The organism is Arthrobacter sp. (assembly GCF_031988865.1).
In the GTDB taxonomy this organism is placed as follows: Bacteria; Actinomycetota; Actinomycetes; order Actinomycetales; family Micrococcaceae; genus Arthrobacter_B.
Genome location: NZ_DALZXY010000018.1, coordinates 29,860 through 44,159, shown reverse-complemented (window position 1 = coordinate 44,159; position 14,300 = coordinate 29,860). Strand labels below are relative to the sequence as shown.

At 65.7% G+C, this 14,300-nt stretch carries 12 protein-coding genes; 8 read left to right on the top strand and 4 right to left on the bottom strand.

Annotation, left to right across the window (positions count from 1 at the left end; translation table 11 throughout):
* Both RTN46_RS05475 and RTN46_RS05470 read right to left on the bottom strand, forming a co-directional pair.
* Positions 1-913: intradiol ring-cleavage dioxygenase (locus RTN46_RS05475; RefSeq protein ID WP_312179656.1), on the bottom strand; the 913-nt coding region annotated here is incomplete at its 3' end.
* A gap of 113 nt (positions 914-1,026) precedes the next feature.
* Positions 1,027-1,608: a helix-turn-helix transcriptional regulator gene (locus tag RTN46_RS05470; RefSeq protein ID WP_312179653.1), complete on the bottom strand. Its 582-nt coding sequence runs from the start codon at positions 1,606-1,608 to the stop codon at positions 1,027-1,029.
* Between the two features lie 139 nt (positions 1,609-1,747).
* Between RTN46_RS05470 and RTN46_RS05465 the strand changes: the two genes are divergently transcribed.
* From RTN46_RS05465 to aceE, 3 genes are all read left to right on the top strand, one after another.
* Positions 1,748-2,917, top strand: coding sequence for an aromatic ring-hydroxylating dioxygenase subunit alpha (locus RTN46_RS05465; protein ID WP_312179652.1), 1,170 nt, complete (start codon positions 1,748-1,750; stop codon positions 2,915-2,917).
* 4 nt (positions 2,918-2,921) lie between these two features.
* Positions 2,922-3,935, top strand: coding sequence for a PDR/VanB family oxidoreductase (locus RTN46_RS05460; protein WP_312179650.1), 1,014 nt, complete (start codon positions 2,922-2,924; stop codon positions 3,933-3,935).
* A gap of 162 nt (positions 3,936-4,097) precedes the next feature.
* Positions 4,098-6,839, top strand: a complete 2,742-nt coding sequence (gene aceE / locus RTN46_RS05455) for a pyruvate dehydrogenase (acetyl-transferring), homodimeric type (RefSeq protein WP_312179663.1) — start codon at positions 4,098-4,100, stop codon at positions 6,837-6,839.
* A gap of 111 nt (positions 6,840-6,950) precedes the next feature.
* On the opposite strand, the gene RTN46_RS05450 is transcribed toward aceE, so the two are convergent.
* A complete protein-coding gene (locus tag RTN46_RS05450) occupies positions 6,951-7,712 on the bottom strand; it encodes an IclR family transcriptional regulator (RefSeq protein ID WP_312179648.1) in 762 nt (253 codons plus the stop codon).
* 204 nt (positions 7,713-7,916) lie between these two features.
* Here RTN46_RS05450 and RTN46_RS05445 point away from each other — a divergent pair, with 204 nt between their 5' ends.
* The 5 genes from RTN46_RS05445 (at position 7,917) to allB (ending at position 12,412) form a co-directional block, all read left to right on the top strand.
* On the top strand, positions 7,917-8,042 hold the full coding sequence (locus RTN46_RS05445) for a hypothetical protein (RefSeq protein ID WP_312179646.1): 126 nt from the start codon (positions 7,917-7,919) through the stop codon (positions 8,040-8,042).
* Positions 8,039-9,346 (top strand): DUF6986 family protein, encoded by a 1,308-nt coding sequence (locus tag RTN46_RS05440; RefSeq protein WP_312179644.1) that lies wholly within the window; start codon positions 8,039-8,041, stop codon positions 9,344-9,346. The genes RTN46_RS05445 and RTN46_RS05440 overlap by 4 nt, the downstream gene beginning before the upstream one ends.
* A complete protein-coding gene (locus tag RTN46_RS05435; protein ID WP_312179642.1) occupies positions 9,343-10,158 on the top strand; it encodes a bifunctional allantoicase/(S)-ureidoglycine aminohydrolase in 816 nt (271 codons plus the stop codon). Before RTN46_RS05440 ends, RTN46_RS05435 begins: the two co-directional genes overlap by 4 nt.
* Before the next feature lie 77 nt (positions 10,159-10,235).
* Positions 10,236-11,030 (top strand): TIM barrel protein, encoded by a 795-nt coding sequence (locus tag RTN46_RS05430; RefSeq protein WP_312179640.1) that lies wholly within the window; start codon positions 10,236-10,238, stop codon positions 11,028-11,030.
* The gene (gene allB, locus RTN46_RS05425) at positions 11,027-12,412 is read left to right on the top strand and encodes an allantoinase AllB (protein ID WP_312179638.1); all 1,386 of its coding nucleotides are present in this window, start codon (positions 11,027-11,029) and stop codon (positions 12,410-12,412) included. Before RTN46_RS05430 ends, allB begins: the two co-directional genes overlap by 4 nt.
* A gap of 87 nt (positions 12,413-12,499) precedes the next feature.
* On the opposite strand, the gene RTN46_RS05420 is transcribed toward allB, so the two are convergent.
* Complete coding sequence (locus tag RTN46_RS05420) at positions 12,500-13,990, bottom strand: DUF222 domain-containing protein (protein WP_312179636.1); 1,491 nt, start codon at positions 13,988-13,990, stop codon at positions 12,500-12,502.
* Positions 13,991-14,300: the final 310 nt, after the last annotated feature.

Here is a 14,300-nt window from a genome sequence, read left to right as displayed (position 1 = left end):
CGGCAGCACCCGAGCCGCCTGCCCCACCAGCCCCGCCCGGGCCACCGCCGTCGGGCGCGTTGCCGCCGGACGGCTCGGTCCGGGTGTCGACGCCGGCGGTCAGGGAGACGGCATAACCTTTGCCGATGCTGCCGGTGACCGCCGCAAGCTGGCTGGCACCGGCGTCGTCCCCGAACACGTTGTCGCTGTCCAGCGTGACCTGGGAAAGATTCCGGACCGAGGCCTCGTAGCCTTCGGTGGCATAAACGGCGTCGCACACGTCCTGGGGCAGGGCGACCTGGGAGGTGGCGATCGCGTTGGTCGAGTCGGTGATCGAAGCTTCATCCGGGTAGACCTCGAAGTGGATGTGCGGCCAGCGACCGCTGTAGCAGGCCGGGAAGATACTGGTGAAGCGCACCTTGCCATCGGCATCGGCAATCTGGACGCCGCGCAGGTAGTTCTGGTCCTCCACACCCTCGGAATACATCGAGTACAGCCCGTCGCGCGTGCAGTGCCAGACGTAGACCGCGACGCCGGCAAAGGGCGCTCCCCCGTTGGCGAGGTCGGTGATGCTCAGTTCCAGGTCCATCGGAATGCCCTCGGCCGTTCCTTCGGATTCGCCGAAACTGGAGCGAATGTCGCTGCGGACGATTCCGCTCTCTTCCAGGACATCGGGACCGTTGGAGCCGTCACCGGGATACGGCCCGGCGGTTTCATCGGGGATCTCGCCGTCCGTGGTTCCGGTTTCCCCACCGGCGCCGCAGGCCGCGAGGCCTAGCGTCACGGCACCGATCCCGAATGCCTTCAGCACCCCGCGGCGCTGCAGCAGGGTTCCGACGTCGAACCCCAGGCCCTGGTCCTCCAGGTCTTCGTCCGGGCGGGGAAGGGTGCGGCCTGCATAAACGGGAGGCTGTTCGGGTTCGTGGTGATGCATGTTCTCTCCTTGGCTCGGCAGTTTCGCCAAGTTGAGAGTAGGACCGGTTTCTATGCCGAACCTGTGCTGCGCCTGCGCCATTCATGAGGCTGCGCCCCACCGGCGCAGCCCGGTTAGGGATACAGCGAGTCGATCAGCGCCAGGCCGCGCCTGGCCCAGGCGATTTCCTGCTCCGCGCGGGCCGTCAGTCCCTCATACGTGAACCGCTTGAAGGCCGCTACCCGCTGGTGCTCCACGGACGGAACCGTGGCCAGCCGCCGGTTCAGCATGTCCGAGGTGCCGCCGTCGATCTCCTCGATCTTCTGCTGCCACTGCAGCAGCCGGGCACCGTAGTGCTCGATGTGCGCCTCAAGCTGTTTGCGTGCTGCATCCGGCTCGGCCCACTCGAGGTAGGCCGCCTTCAGATGCATGGGATCGCGCTCGCGGGGGTAGTCCAGCTGAGTGTTTGCCCAGGTGCGGAACGCATCGCGGCCGGCGTCCGTGACGTGGTACTGGCGCTTGCGCCCCTTGGTGCCCCAGGGAACTTCCTCCCCCTCAAGCAGCCCGTCGCGCTCCATCCGGCGCAGCTCGGGGTAGATCTGGGAGTCCGGGGCATGCCAGACGTACCCCACGGAGGATTCGAACTGCTTGTACAGGTCGTACCCGGTCATGGGTTCTACGTTCAGCAGCGCCAGCAGCGCGTAACGAAGGCTCACCGCGGCCTTTCTGGAGAAGCGGACTCTTGCCTAACCACTATAGGCATAGGTAGTGTGCCGTACATCACTAACTATCTATGGAGATAGTTAGTTTGCAGCCGGGCGGCACCAAGGATGATGCCGCGAGGAAGGAACAGTCATGACCGCCGTGTCCACCACCAGCTCCACCACCAACAAGGTGCTGGGCTTCCCCCTGAACGCCTGGTATGTGGCGGCCTGGGACCATGAGGTGACCCGCAAGCCGATGGCCCGCCGCATCGCCGACCGCCCGCTGGCCCTGTACCGCACCGAGGACGGCCAGGCCGTGGCCCTGGCCGATGCCTGCTGGCACCGCCTTGCCCCGCTGTCGATGGGCAAGACCATGGGCCGGGACGGCATCCAGTGTCCGTACCACGGGATCGTCTACAACTCCGCTGGCCGGTGCATCTCGATGCCCGCCCAGGAAACGATCAACCCCAGTGCCACCGTTCCGTCCTTTCCCGTCGTCGAGCGTTACCGCTATGTGTGGGTCTGGCTGGGCGACCCAACGCTGGCGAATCCGGACCTCGTTCCGGACATGCACCAGCTATCCTCGCCGGAGTGGGCCGGCGACGGACAGACCATCTTCGCTCCGTGCAACTACCAGCTGGTGCTGGACAACCTCATGGACCTCACCCATGAGGAGTTCGTCCATTCCTCCTCGATCGGGCAGGAAGAACTCAGCGAATCGGAGTTCGTCGTCAGCCATGATGAGGACACGGTCACGGTGTCGCGCTGGATGCTGAACATCGATCCGCCGCCCTTTTGGCGGAAAAACATGCGGGACAAGTTCCCCGATTTCGAGGGCAAGGTGGACCGCTGGCAGATCATCACCTTCCGTGCGCCGTCGACCATCAACATTGATGTTGGCGTGGCGAAAGCCGGCACCGGAGCTCCGGAAGGCGACCGCAGCCAGGGCGTGAACGGCTTCGTGATGAACACAATCTCCCCGGAAACGGCGAAGACCTGCCACTATTTCTGGGCTTTTATGCGCAACTACCGCCTCGACAGCCAGCTCATCACCACCCAGCTGCGCGACGGCGTGCACGGCGTCTTCGGCGAGGACGAGGAGATGCTGGCCGCCCAGCAGGCCGCCATCGACGCCAACCCGGACTACGAGTTCTACAACCTGAACATCGACGCCGGCGGCATGTGGGTGCGCCGCCTGATCGAACGCCGGCTGGCTGCCGAAGGCCGCCTGCCGGGCGCATCTAATTCCGCCCCGGCCCCGGCCCCGGCTCCAGCCCCAGCCCCAGCCCCAGCCCCAGCCCCAGCCCCAGCGGAAGCGTAGAGCAATGGCAGCAACAAACTCCGAGGTCTGGCAGCGCGCCGTCGTTACCGAAGTGCGGCCCGTCGCCGACGGCATTCTCCGCGTGGTCCTGGCCCCGTCCCTGCCCCGCCGGGCGGAACCGGGCTCCCATATTGACCTGATGGCCACCATCGACGGGGAACTCCAGCGCCGCTCCTATTCGGTGGTGGAATCCGACGACGACGGCGGCTCCCTGGCCATCAGCGTTTTCCTCACTCCCACGTCCCGGGGCGGCTCCGTGTTTATGCACGGGCTCGTCCCGGGAGACGAACTGGAAATCACCCAGCCGCTCCAGAACTTTCCGCTGCGGGTCGGGGCACCGCGCTATGTGCTGCTGGCCGGGGGCGTGGGCATCACGGCCATCCTCAATATGGCCCGGGCGCTGAAGAACGTGAAGGCCGACTACCGGCTCATCTACGCGGGGCGCCGGCGCAGTGCCATGGCCTACCTGGCGGAACTCCAGGCCGAGCACGGCACCGCCCTGGAAGTCCACGTCGATGCCGAGGGGACGCCGCTCTCCGTTCCGGACCTGGTCGGGGAACTGCAGGACGGGACGGAACTGTACATGTGCGGTCCGATTCGGCTGATGGACGCCGTGCGCCGGTCCTGGCGGGAACGGGAACTGGATCCTTCCAGCCTGCGTTACGAGACCTTTGGAAACTCCGGCTGGTACGACCCGGAGGAGTTCATCGTCCAGATCCCCCGGCTGGGCCTGATCACGCGGGTGCGGCAGGGGCGCTCCATGCTGGAAGCCCTTGAGGAGGCCGGTGCGGACATGATGTTCGATTGCCGGAAGGGTGAGTGCGGACTGTGCGAGGTCAAGATCCTTGACCTGGACGGAGCAGTGGATCACCGGGACGTTTTCTACAGCGAACGCCAGCAGCGCGCCCGCGAGAAAATGTGCTGCTGCGTCTCCCGCGCCGTAACGGCACCGACCGGAAAACGCGGAGATGCGGACCCACGGCGGGGTCCCGCCGTCGTCACCATTGACGTCTCCTGAAAGCTTCTGTGATACCTCTTACGATGTTGGCAATAATGGTTCGCCTAAGCGGCACGAAATCTCGCTGTCGTATAGATTGAAATGAGCATTCCGCATAACGGAATGGTCGGTGAGTCACCGAATTACCTTGAGGGGACCCCGCCCTCAACCGAGAGGCTGCATATGAGCGTCAGTGAAGACAGAACGGATATCCTCAGCGGGCTGACAAGCCAGCTGCCGGATCGTGACCCGGAAGAAACCGCGGAATGGATTGAATCCCTCGACGAGCTGATTCGCTCGCAGGGCACCGAGCGGGCGCAGTTCATCATGCGTTCCCTGCTCCAGCGGGCTGGATCCCGCTCCGTCGGCGTTCCCATGGTGACCACCACCGACTACGTCAACACCATTCCGGTGGACCAGGAACCGGAGTTCCCCGGTGACGAGGAAATCGAACGCCGCTACCGTGCCTGGTTGCGCTGGAACGCCGCGATCATGGTGCACCGGGCCCAGCGCCCGGGCATCGGCGTCGGCGGCCACATCTCCACCTACGCCGGCGCGGCCACACTTTACGAAGTGGGCATGAACCACTTCTTCCGCGGCAAGGACCACCCCGGCGGCGGCGACCAGGTCTACTTCCAGGGCCACGCCTCCCCCGGCGTCTACGCCCGCGCCTTCCTCGAAGGCCGCCTGTCCGAAGAGGACATGGACGGGTTCCGGCAGGAGAAGTCCCGCGAGGGACACGCCCTGTCCTCCTACCCGCACCCGCGCTCGATGCCGGAGTTCTGGGAATTCCCCACCGTCTCCATGGGCATCGGCCCCATGAACGCCATTTACCAGGCGCAGTCCAACCGCTACCTGCACAACCGCGGACTCAAGGACACCTCGGACCAGCATGTCTGGGCCTTCCTCGGCGACGGCGAAATGGACGAGCCCGAATCGCGCGGCCTGCTCCAGCTCGCCGCCAATGACAAGCTGGACAACCTAACCTTCGTGGTCAACTGCAACCTGCAGCGCCTCGACGGACCGGTCCGCGGCAACGGCAAGATCATGCAGGAGCTGGAAGCCTTCTTCCGCGGCGCCGGCTGGAACGTCATCAAGGTTGTCTGGGGCCGCGAGTGGGACTCCCTGCTGGACAAGGACGACGACGGCGCGCTCGTGGACATCATGAACTCCACGCTCGACGGCGACTACCAGACCTACAAAGCTGAGTCCGGCGGATTCGTCCGGGACCACTTCTTCGGCAAGAGCCCGCAGACCAAGGCCATGGTTGCCGACCTCTCGGACCAGGACATCTGGAACCTGAAGCGCGGCGGGCACGATTACCGCAAGGTCTACGCCGCGTACAAGGCTGCCACCGAGTTCAAGGGCAAGCCCACCGTCATCCTGGCCCACACGGTCAAGGGCTACGGCCTGGGCACGCACTTCGAGGGCCGCAACGCCACGCACCAGATGAAGAAGCTGACGCTGGATGACCTCAAGGCCTTCCGCGACCACCTGCGCATTCCGATCAGTGACGACCAGCTCGAAGCCGATCCGTACCAGCCGCCGTACTACCACCCGGGAGCAGATTCTCCGGAGATCAAGTACCTGCTGGAACGCCGCGCCGAACTGGGCGGCAATGTTCCGGAGCGCCGCGAAAAGCATGCTCCGGTGAAACTTCCGGACGCTTCCGCCTACGAGGTCGCGAACCGCGGTTCGGGCAAGCAGATGGCGGCCACCACCATGGCCTTCGTCCGCCTGCTCAAGGACCTGATGCGGGACAAGGAGTTCGGCAAGCGTATTGTGCCGATCATTCCGGATGAGGCCCGGACCTTCGGGATGGACTCCTTCTTCCCGACCGCGAAGATCTACAACCCCAAGGGCCAGAACTACCTCTCCGTCGACCGGGACCTCGTCCTGGCCTACAAGGAGTCCCCGCAGGGCCAGATCGTGCACGTGGGCATCAACGAAGCCGGCTCCATCGCCGCCTTCACCGCTGCGGGTTCGGCCTACGCCACCCACGGCGAACCGCTGATCCCGGTCTACGTGTTCTACTCGATGTTCGGTTTCCAGCGCACCGCCGACTACATCTGGGCAGCTGCTGACCAGATGGCACGCGGCTTCCTGATCTCCGCCACGGCCGGCCGCACCACCCTGACCGGTGAGGGCCTGCAGCACGCTGATGGCCACTCGCCGATCCTGGCGGCCACCAACCCGGCGGTGAAAACCTACGATCCGGCCTACGGCTACGAGATCGGGCACATCATGCGCCGCGGCCTCGAAGAGATGTACGGTGAAGGCTCCGAGGACCGGAACCTGATCTACAACATCATGGTTTACAACGAGCCGATCCTTCAGCCCAAGGCACCCGAGAACCTGGACGTGGAAGGTGTCATCAAGGGCATCTACCGTGTCTCGGCCTCGGAGATCGAGGGCCCCAAGGCCCAGCTGATGGCCTCCGGCGTGGCTGTTCCCTGGGCGCTGGAAGCCCAGAAGCTGCTCGCAGAGGAGTGGGGTGTCTCGGCTGATGTCTGGTCCGTGACCTCCTGGAACGAACTGCGCCGCGACGGCCTGGCCGCCGAGGAGGAAGCGTTCCTGAATCCGGGTGCCGAGCGGCGCGTGCCGTTCGTTACCCAGCAGCTGGCCGGAGCCGAAGGCCCCATCGTGGCGAGCACCGACTACATGAAGGCTGTTCCGGACCAGATCCGGCAGTTCCTGCCGAACGAGTTCGCAACCCTGGGTGCCGATGACTTCGGCTTCGCCGATACCCGTGCAGCGGCCCGCCGGTACTTCAAGATTGACAGCCACTCCATGGTGGTCCGTGCCCTGCAGATGCTCGCCGCCCGCGGCGATGTTGACGCTGAAGCACCGCGCCTCGCCATGGAGAAGTACGATCTGCTGAACGTCAACGCAGGCACCAGCGGCAATGCCGGAGGCGACGCCTAACAGCCCGCCAAAGACAGCAGAAGGGCCGGACACCGTGAGGTGCCCGGCCCTTCTGCGTCCCCACGGTGGCTGGGGTGGCGGGTGCGCTTCCCCGGGGTGGGCTTCGCCCGGCTAGTGCGAGGCCGCCAGGTCCTCGGAAATGGCCTGTGCGGCAGCTTTGAGCAGCGGCACTGCACGCCGGCCGAACTCTTCGTCCACCCGGGAGATGGGGCCGGACACGGAGACGGCCGTCGGAGTTGGTGCGCCGGGAAGGGCCACCGCGAAGCAGCGGACACCCAGTTCCTGTTCCTGTTCGTCGATGGAGTAGCCGCGTTCGCGGATGGCGGCCAGGTCCGCGAGCAGCTCCTCAATGGTGCCGAGGCTCGCCGGAGTGGCGGGCGGAAGCCCCGAACGGGCGGCGATTCCGCGGACCTGATCATCGGGCAGCTGGGCCAGGATGGCCTTCCCGACGCCGGTGGCATGGCTGTGGGCCCGGCGTCCGACTTCCGTGAACGTGCGCATGGAGTGCTTGGACGGCGCCTGGGCTATGTAAAGCACGAGGTCAGAGTCCAGGACAGCCATGTTGGCTGTCTCGCCGAGTTCATCAACGAGCTGCTTCAGCACCGGTGTGGCTAGTGCCCCCAGCTGTTTACTGGCACTTTCCCCGAGCCGGATTAACCGTGGCCCCAGCGCGTAGCGGCGGTTCGGCAGCTGCCGGGCATACCCCAGCCCCACCAGAGTGCGCAGCAGGCGGTGGATGGTGGGCAGCGGCAGGTCCGCGGTGGCCGCAAGCTCGCTCAGCGTCGCTGAGCCCCCGGCGTCGGTAAGCAGTTCAAGCAGTTCGAAGACGCGCTCGACGGATTGGACGCCGGACCCGGCGGTTCGCTCGGCCATCAGGGTGATCCTCCCGCAGTGGTTCAACAGAGGAATATCGCATCGCGGAAACCGACTTCCGGGATTCCCACACCGTAGCGTCACCCGGCGGTCTTGACCAGCATTTCGTGCCAACAGTGGCGAACCTGGACAAACCTATTGTCATTCCACATTGCAAACAATAATATCCATAATACGGAATGAGGCGGGTGGAGAGGAAACGATATGACTGTTGACCTTACCTCCAACGCCACCGTCGCCGGGCACGCCACGCATATCGCAGCCGCCCTGATGCCCACCGCAGAGCCCGCGGTGGATGCCGCCGCCCAACAGGAGGAATCCGCTACATGAGTCAGGCTGAGACGGGAACACGGCTGGCCTTCCGCGCTGAAGACTACGCACGGATCGGGGAGTCGCTGCATGCCAGCGACCATCTGCTGGCCGCAGGCTACCCGGGGGACGACGGGTCCCGGCAGCCGGTGCATACAGTTTATGTCCCTGCAGATACCTTCACCCCCGGCCTCGCTGCCGAGTGGGGCAGCCGGGCGCTGGCCGCAGCCGACGGGCAGGGCGGCCTGGAGCAGCTGGCCGAACGCTTGGGCCTGGAGGATCCGGCAACGCTGGCCGCGCTGGTGGCCGCAAAGCTTGCCGCCGAACCGGTTGAGGACCTTCGTCTGGATTTCGAGGACGGCTACGGATCGCGTCCGGACGCCGAAGAGGACGCACACGCCATCCGGGCGGGCCAGGACGTAGCCAGTGCCCTCGCTGCCGGGACCGCCCCGCCATTTATCGGCATCCGCTTCAAGTGCTTCGAAGCCGCTACCCGGGACCGCGGTCTGCGGACCCTTGACCTGTTCCTCGCCTCACTTCTGGACGGGCTGGAGCCGCATGGACTGGCGCTGCCGCATGGACTGGTACTGACGCTGCCGAAGGTAAGCACTGTCGCCCAGGTTGAAGCCATGGCCTATGCCTGTGGCCGGCTCGAAGACGTCCACGGGCTCGCGGCCGGACGCCTGCGCTTCGAAGTCCAGATGGAAACTCCGCAGCTCATCCTCGGCGCGGACGGAACCGTCCCCGTGGCCCAGATCCTGCATGCCGGAAGTGGACGGGTCAGTGCCCTGCATTACGGCACCTATGACTACAGCGCTTCCCTCGGGATTGCCGCCGCCCACCAGTCCATGGAGCACCCTGCTGCCGACTACGCCAAGGCCGTGATGCAGGTGGCTGCGGCAGGCACCGGTGTCCGACTCTCCGACGGGTCCACGAATATCCTTCCCGTCGGAGATACCGAGAATGTCAACCGGGCCTGGGCGCTGCATGCCCGGCTGGTGGCCCGGTCTCTGGCCGCCGGCTACTACCAGGGCTGGGATCTGCATGCCGCGCAGCTGCCCACCCGGTTCCTGGCCACTTATGGTTTCTACCGCAGCGGTTTTCCTGCTGCCGCGGCGCGGCTGAAGAACTACGTCCACAAGCTCGAGAGCACCATCCTCGACGAACCGGCGACAGCCCGTGCCCTGGCCCGTTTTATTCACCGCGGACTCACCTGCGATGCCATCAGCGGCGCCGAAGTCGCGGACGCTGCCGGAGTCTCCCCGGAAGAGCTGACCCGCCTTGCCCATCCCCAGGCCTCCAACAGAAGCGGAACCGATTCGTGAAGACCAGCTACTACTCCCCCGAGGCCGGGCTGCCGGCCCAGACCGCTCTGCTCTCCGACCGTGCAGTGGTCACCGAGGCCTACACCGTGATTCCGCGCGGGGTGCTCCGCGACATCGTCACCAGCGTCCTGCCCGAGTGGACCGGCACCCGGGCCTGGATCCTGAACCGTCCGGTGGCTGGCGGTGCGACGACCTTTGCCCAGTACCTGATGGAGGTCGCCCCTGGCGGCGGTTCGCAGAACCCGGAACCGCAGTCCACCGTCGAATCCTTCGTGTTTGTGCTCGACGGCGGGCCCCTGACGGTAACCATCGACGGTGAGCAGCACGAACTGATCCCCGGCGGTTTCGCCTATCTGCCGCCGGAAATCATCTGGCAAGCGGCCAACGACGGCACCGAGCCGGCCAGGTTCCAGTGGATCCGCAAGGCGTACGAGCCGCTGGCCGGGCACCTGCCGAAGGTCGTCGTCGGGCATGAGAGCGGCATTGAGCCGGCCGGGATGCCCGGAACGGACAACAAGTGGCGCACCACCCGGATGCTCCCCGTAGACGACCTGGCCTATGACATGCACATAAACGTGGTGACGTTCGAACCGGGAGCCTCCATTCCGTTCGCCGAAACGCACGTGATGGAGCACGGCCTGTACGTCCTGGAGGGTAAGGCCGTCTACCGGCTGAACGAGGACTGGGTGGAGGTCCAGGAGGGCGACTACATGTCCCTACGCGCCTTCTGTCCGCAGGCCTGTTATGCCGGTGGACCGTCCAACTTCAGGTACCTGCTGTACAAGGACGTCAACCGCCAGATTCTGCTGTGATCCCCCAGGCCCCGGGCAGTACCCAGCCTGCCTGCTCCGGCGGCCCGGGTGGCGGGTGGAGCGTGAACTGCTCCGTTATGCTCACGGATCTGCCCCTGCTCGAGCGGCCCGCTGCCGCGGCGGCAGCGGGTTTCGACGCCGTGGAATTCTGGTGGCCGTTCGATTCGGCGGTTCCGGATGACCTGACCGTCGACACTTTCCTGCGCGCCATCAACGATGCGGGTGTCCTGCTGACCGGGTTGAACTTTTACGCCGGGAACATGCCCGCCGGTGAGCGCGGGGTCATCTCTTCGCCGTCGCGCACCAAGGAGTTCCGGGCCAGCCTGGATACCGCCGTCGGCATCGCCCGGCTGACCGGCTGCCGCGGATTCAACGCGCTGTACGGCCTCCGCCAGGAGGACGTTCCCCAGGCTGAACAGGACGCTGCTGCGGTGGAGAACCTGATGGTGGCGGCCGACGCCGTCGGGCATCTGGGCGGAACGGTGCTGGTTGAACCGCTCAGCGGGGTCCCGGGTTATCCGCTGCGGACTGCCGCGGACTGCTTCGACGTAATCAGCCGGGTACGGGAGGGCGGTATGGCGAACGTCGCGCTGCTGGCGGATTTGTACCATCTCGCTGTCAACGGCGACGATGTGGCGGCCCTGCTTGCCGGACATGCTGCCGAATTCGGGCACGTGCAGATTGCTGATGCGCCGGGCCGCGGAGCACCCGGCACCGGCGGCCTGCCACTGGCCCGCTGGATCCTGGAAGCCCGGTCCGGTGGCTACACCGGCCGCATCGGTCTCGAATACCAAAGTCCCAGCGCGGAGGCCTTCGATTGGCTGCAGCTGCCTGCCTCCGATTGGCCGCAACTGAAGGAGAGCAGCGTATGACTGATTCCAATTTCGACCTTGTTTTGCGCGGGACGCAGGTCTACGCGGGTGCCGGGACCGGTGCTTGGGAAGTGGGGGTCAGGGGCGGTTCTGTTGCCGCCGTCGTACCCCTGGGCACCGGCCTGAGAGGTGAACGGGTGGTGGAACTCTCCGGTGACGAAGTCCTGCTGCCCGGTCTTGTGGATACCCATGTGCACGTCAACGAGCCTGGCCGCACCGAGTGGGAGGGCTTCGCCTCCGCCACGCGGGCGGCTGCTGCCGGCGGGGTCACGACGATTATCGACATGCCGCTGAACTCGATTCCGCCCACGGTGTCGGTGGAGGCGCTGGAGGCCAAGCGGGAGGCCGCATCCGGGCAGGCTTTTGTGGATGTCGGATTCTGGGGTGGGGCCGTACCCGGCAACACCGGGAACCTGCGGCCGCTGCATGAGGCCGGCGTTTTCGGTTTCAAATGTTTCCTGGTGCATTCCGGAGTGGACGAGTTTCCGCATCTGGAACCGGAGGAGATGGAAAAGGACCTGGCAGAGCTCGCGTCCTTCGATTCGCTGCTGATCGTCCATGCCGAGGACCCGCGGGTGATTGCCGAGGCGCCGGAGCCGTCCGGTCCGGAATACTCCGGGTTCCTGGCCTCGCGTCCCCGGTCGGCGGAGAACAATGCCATTGCCCAGGTCATTGATGTCGCCCGCAGGTCCCGGGGGCGGGCACACATCCTGCACCTGTCCTCGGCAGAGGCGTTGCCGATGATCGCCGCGGCGAAGCGGGAAGGGATCCGGCTGACGGTGGAGACCTGCCCGCACTACCTGACCCTGCTGGCCGAGGAAATCCCCGACGGCGCTACGGCCTTCAAGTGCTGCCCGCCGATCCGGGAAGCCTCGAACCGTGAGTTGCTCTGGCAGGGGCTCCTGGACGGGACGATCGACTTCATCGTCTCGGACCACTCCCCCAGCACACTGGATCTGAAGGATCTGGAGCACGGCGACTTTGGGGTTGCCTGGGGCGGGGTATCCTCGCTGCAGCTGGGGCTCTCCCTGATTTGGACTGAGGCACGCCGGCGCGGGATTCCGCTGGAAACGGTGCTGGAGTGGATGTCCAGGCGGCCGGCCGAGTTGGCCGGGCTGGGACGTAAGGGCCGGCTGGAGGTGGGTGCGGATGCCGACTTTGCGGTGTTCGCTCCGGAGCAGTCCTTTGTGGTCGATGCCGCAAGGCTGCATCACAAGAATCCGATCACCCCGTATGCGGGCAAGGAGCTGACCGGCGTGGTCCGCCGAACGTTCCTCCGCGGTGCCGAGGTGGGCGGCGGCATGGCTGGGGTGAAGTCGTGGGAGAAGGCTGGCGAGGCGGCCGGCGTTGAGGCAACGGGGCGGCTGCTGCGGCGGGGGTAGGTGGCCCGTCGACGACTTCGTCCGGACCCGGCCGACCACAGCCGTCCCTGTACCCGAAGCCCCGGCGCCTGGGCGCCTAGGGCTGGGTCATGGTGGATCGTGAAGGGAAGCCCGCGCTGCATCCCTGGAACCCAAGGACTCTCCGCCAGGAAGTTTCATGGACCCTACGGACTCATCGGGGAGAGCCCGGGAAGCAGTCCCGGAATCCCGCACGGGAGTCCTCGATCTTGCACCGCCCAAATGCTTCACCGAAATCCGGCCATAGTCCAGCACCGGATTGTCCCGATACTGTCTGCCAAAGACCGATGTCCAGTCCAGGACTCCGGGGACCTGTTGCCGGGCCGACCAGAACCCAAACGTCTTGTACCGATGGTGCTTCGGGCAGAGATTCGCTAGGTTCCCGTGCCCGGTTGGTCCGCCTCGAGCCCAGGGAATCGTGTGGTCGATCTCGGTCCGTGGCGGACTAACGGAGCAGCCCGGGAAGCGGCAGGTCCCGTCCCTGGCCTGCAGCCAGCGTCTCAAGCCGGCCGGCACTTTCCGCTGCCGCCCAACAGCGAGGATTTCACCGGTATCCGGATCCTGCACCAACCCGGTCCAGTGGAGTGCCTGTCTGGCAAGCCGCCGGGCTGCTTCGGAACTGATCGGACCGTACCCGTTAAGTTCTGCGGGTTGGTCATCGGCTCCGAAAAGGGTGTCCGCGGGAATCAGCACCATGATCTCTGCCTTGATCCCGGATTCACCGCTGTTTTCCGCGGCGCCGCCACCCTCGTCCCCTGCCGTCCCGGGGCTGAGCAGCAGGGCGGCAAAGATGTCGGCCCGCAGCTGATCCAGAGTTCGGGAATCACCCGCCCGCTGCTGGCCCTGCGCAGCGGCAGTCAGCGCCGTGAAGATGGCCTGGCCTTTCTCCGCAGCGATACGTGCCGAAAAATCTCCCATACCGTCCGGCGCCGGATCGAAACTCACCCGCCGCTTGTCCAGTGCGGCACGGTGCCGGACCAGGATGGTCTCCGGCCAGCGCCGTTCCCTCAGCCGCCGGGCAACCCGCAGGAACTGGGCGCAGGTCCGCCCTTCTGCCAGGCCCAGAAGCTCAGCTTCAAAGGCTTGCTGCTCCTGCTCCGGGATCCCGTCAACCTGGTCCAGGACCGCTTGGGCATGCCGGTAACTGATATTCCCGCGGGACAGACGCGCGAGCGTGCCCGGATACCGGCCGCACAGCGAGTCCGACTCGCCCACCAGCCGCATCGCGGTCATATGCGGCAGCCGAAGCACGGCACCTGCCTCCGCAGCTGTAAGCGACATCGCCAACGCAGGGTCCGGTTTCTGCAGGGTTGCCTCGACTTCGCGGCCGATCAGCTCCTCCATCCGGTGCACTACCCGGGCCTGCTGTGCCTGCGCCCATCCCACCAGCGCAGCCAGCTGTTCCAGGACCCCGGGGGCTTCACCGGCTTCCAACGCCTCGAGACCGACCACGGCCAGGGTTCCGTTCAACCCGCCCGAACTCGCCTCACCACTTGTTGCGGCAAAGGTATCCAGGCACGCAACCTGCTCCGGCATGGCACCGGCGGCTGAATCCGGCATGGCGGCACCAGCGGGTGCCTCAGGCGCTTCGAACAGCCGCCCAAAAGTCCGCCTCCGATGAGTCCCGCTGGTCCGGTTCATAGGTCGAGGCTTTCAGCCGCCAGTGACATTCGGGACCCAAATACCGATCCTGTGAATAACACTGTATTTGCGGGACTTTGGGGAGGACTACTCAGGGTTGCGAACAGTTTAACGGCCCATGTTTCCAGAACACTGGACATCAAACGCAGGTGCAGAAACGACACCCGCAGCACCCGGCCGCCTTCAATGCGCGCCCCTCACCTTGCCTACGGCTACACCCCGGTCACCT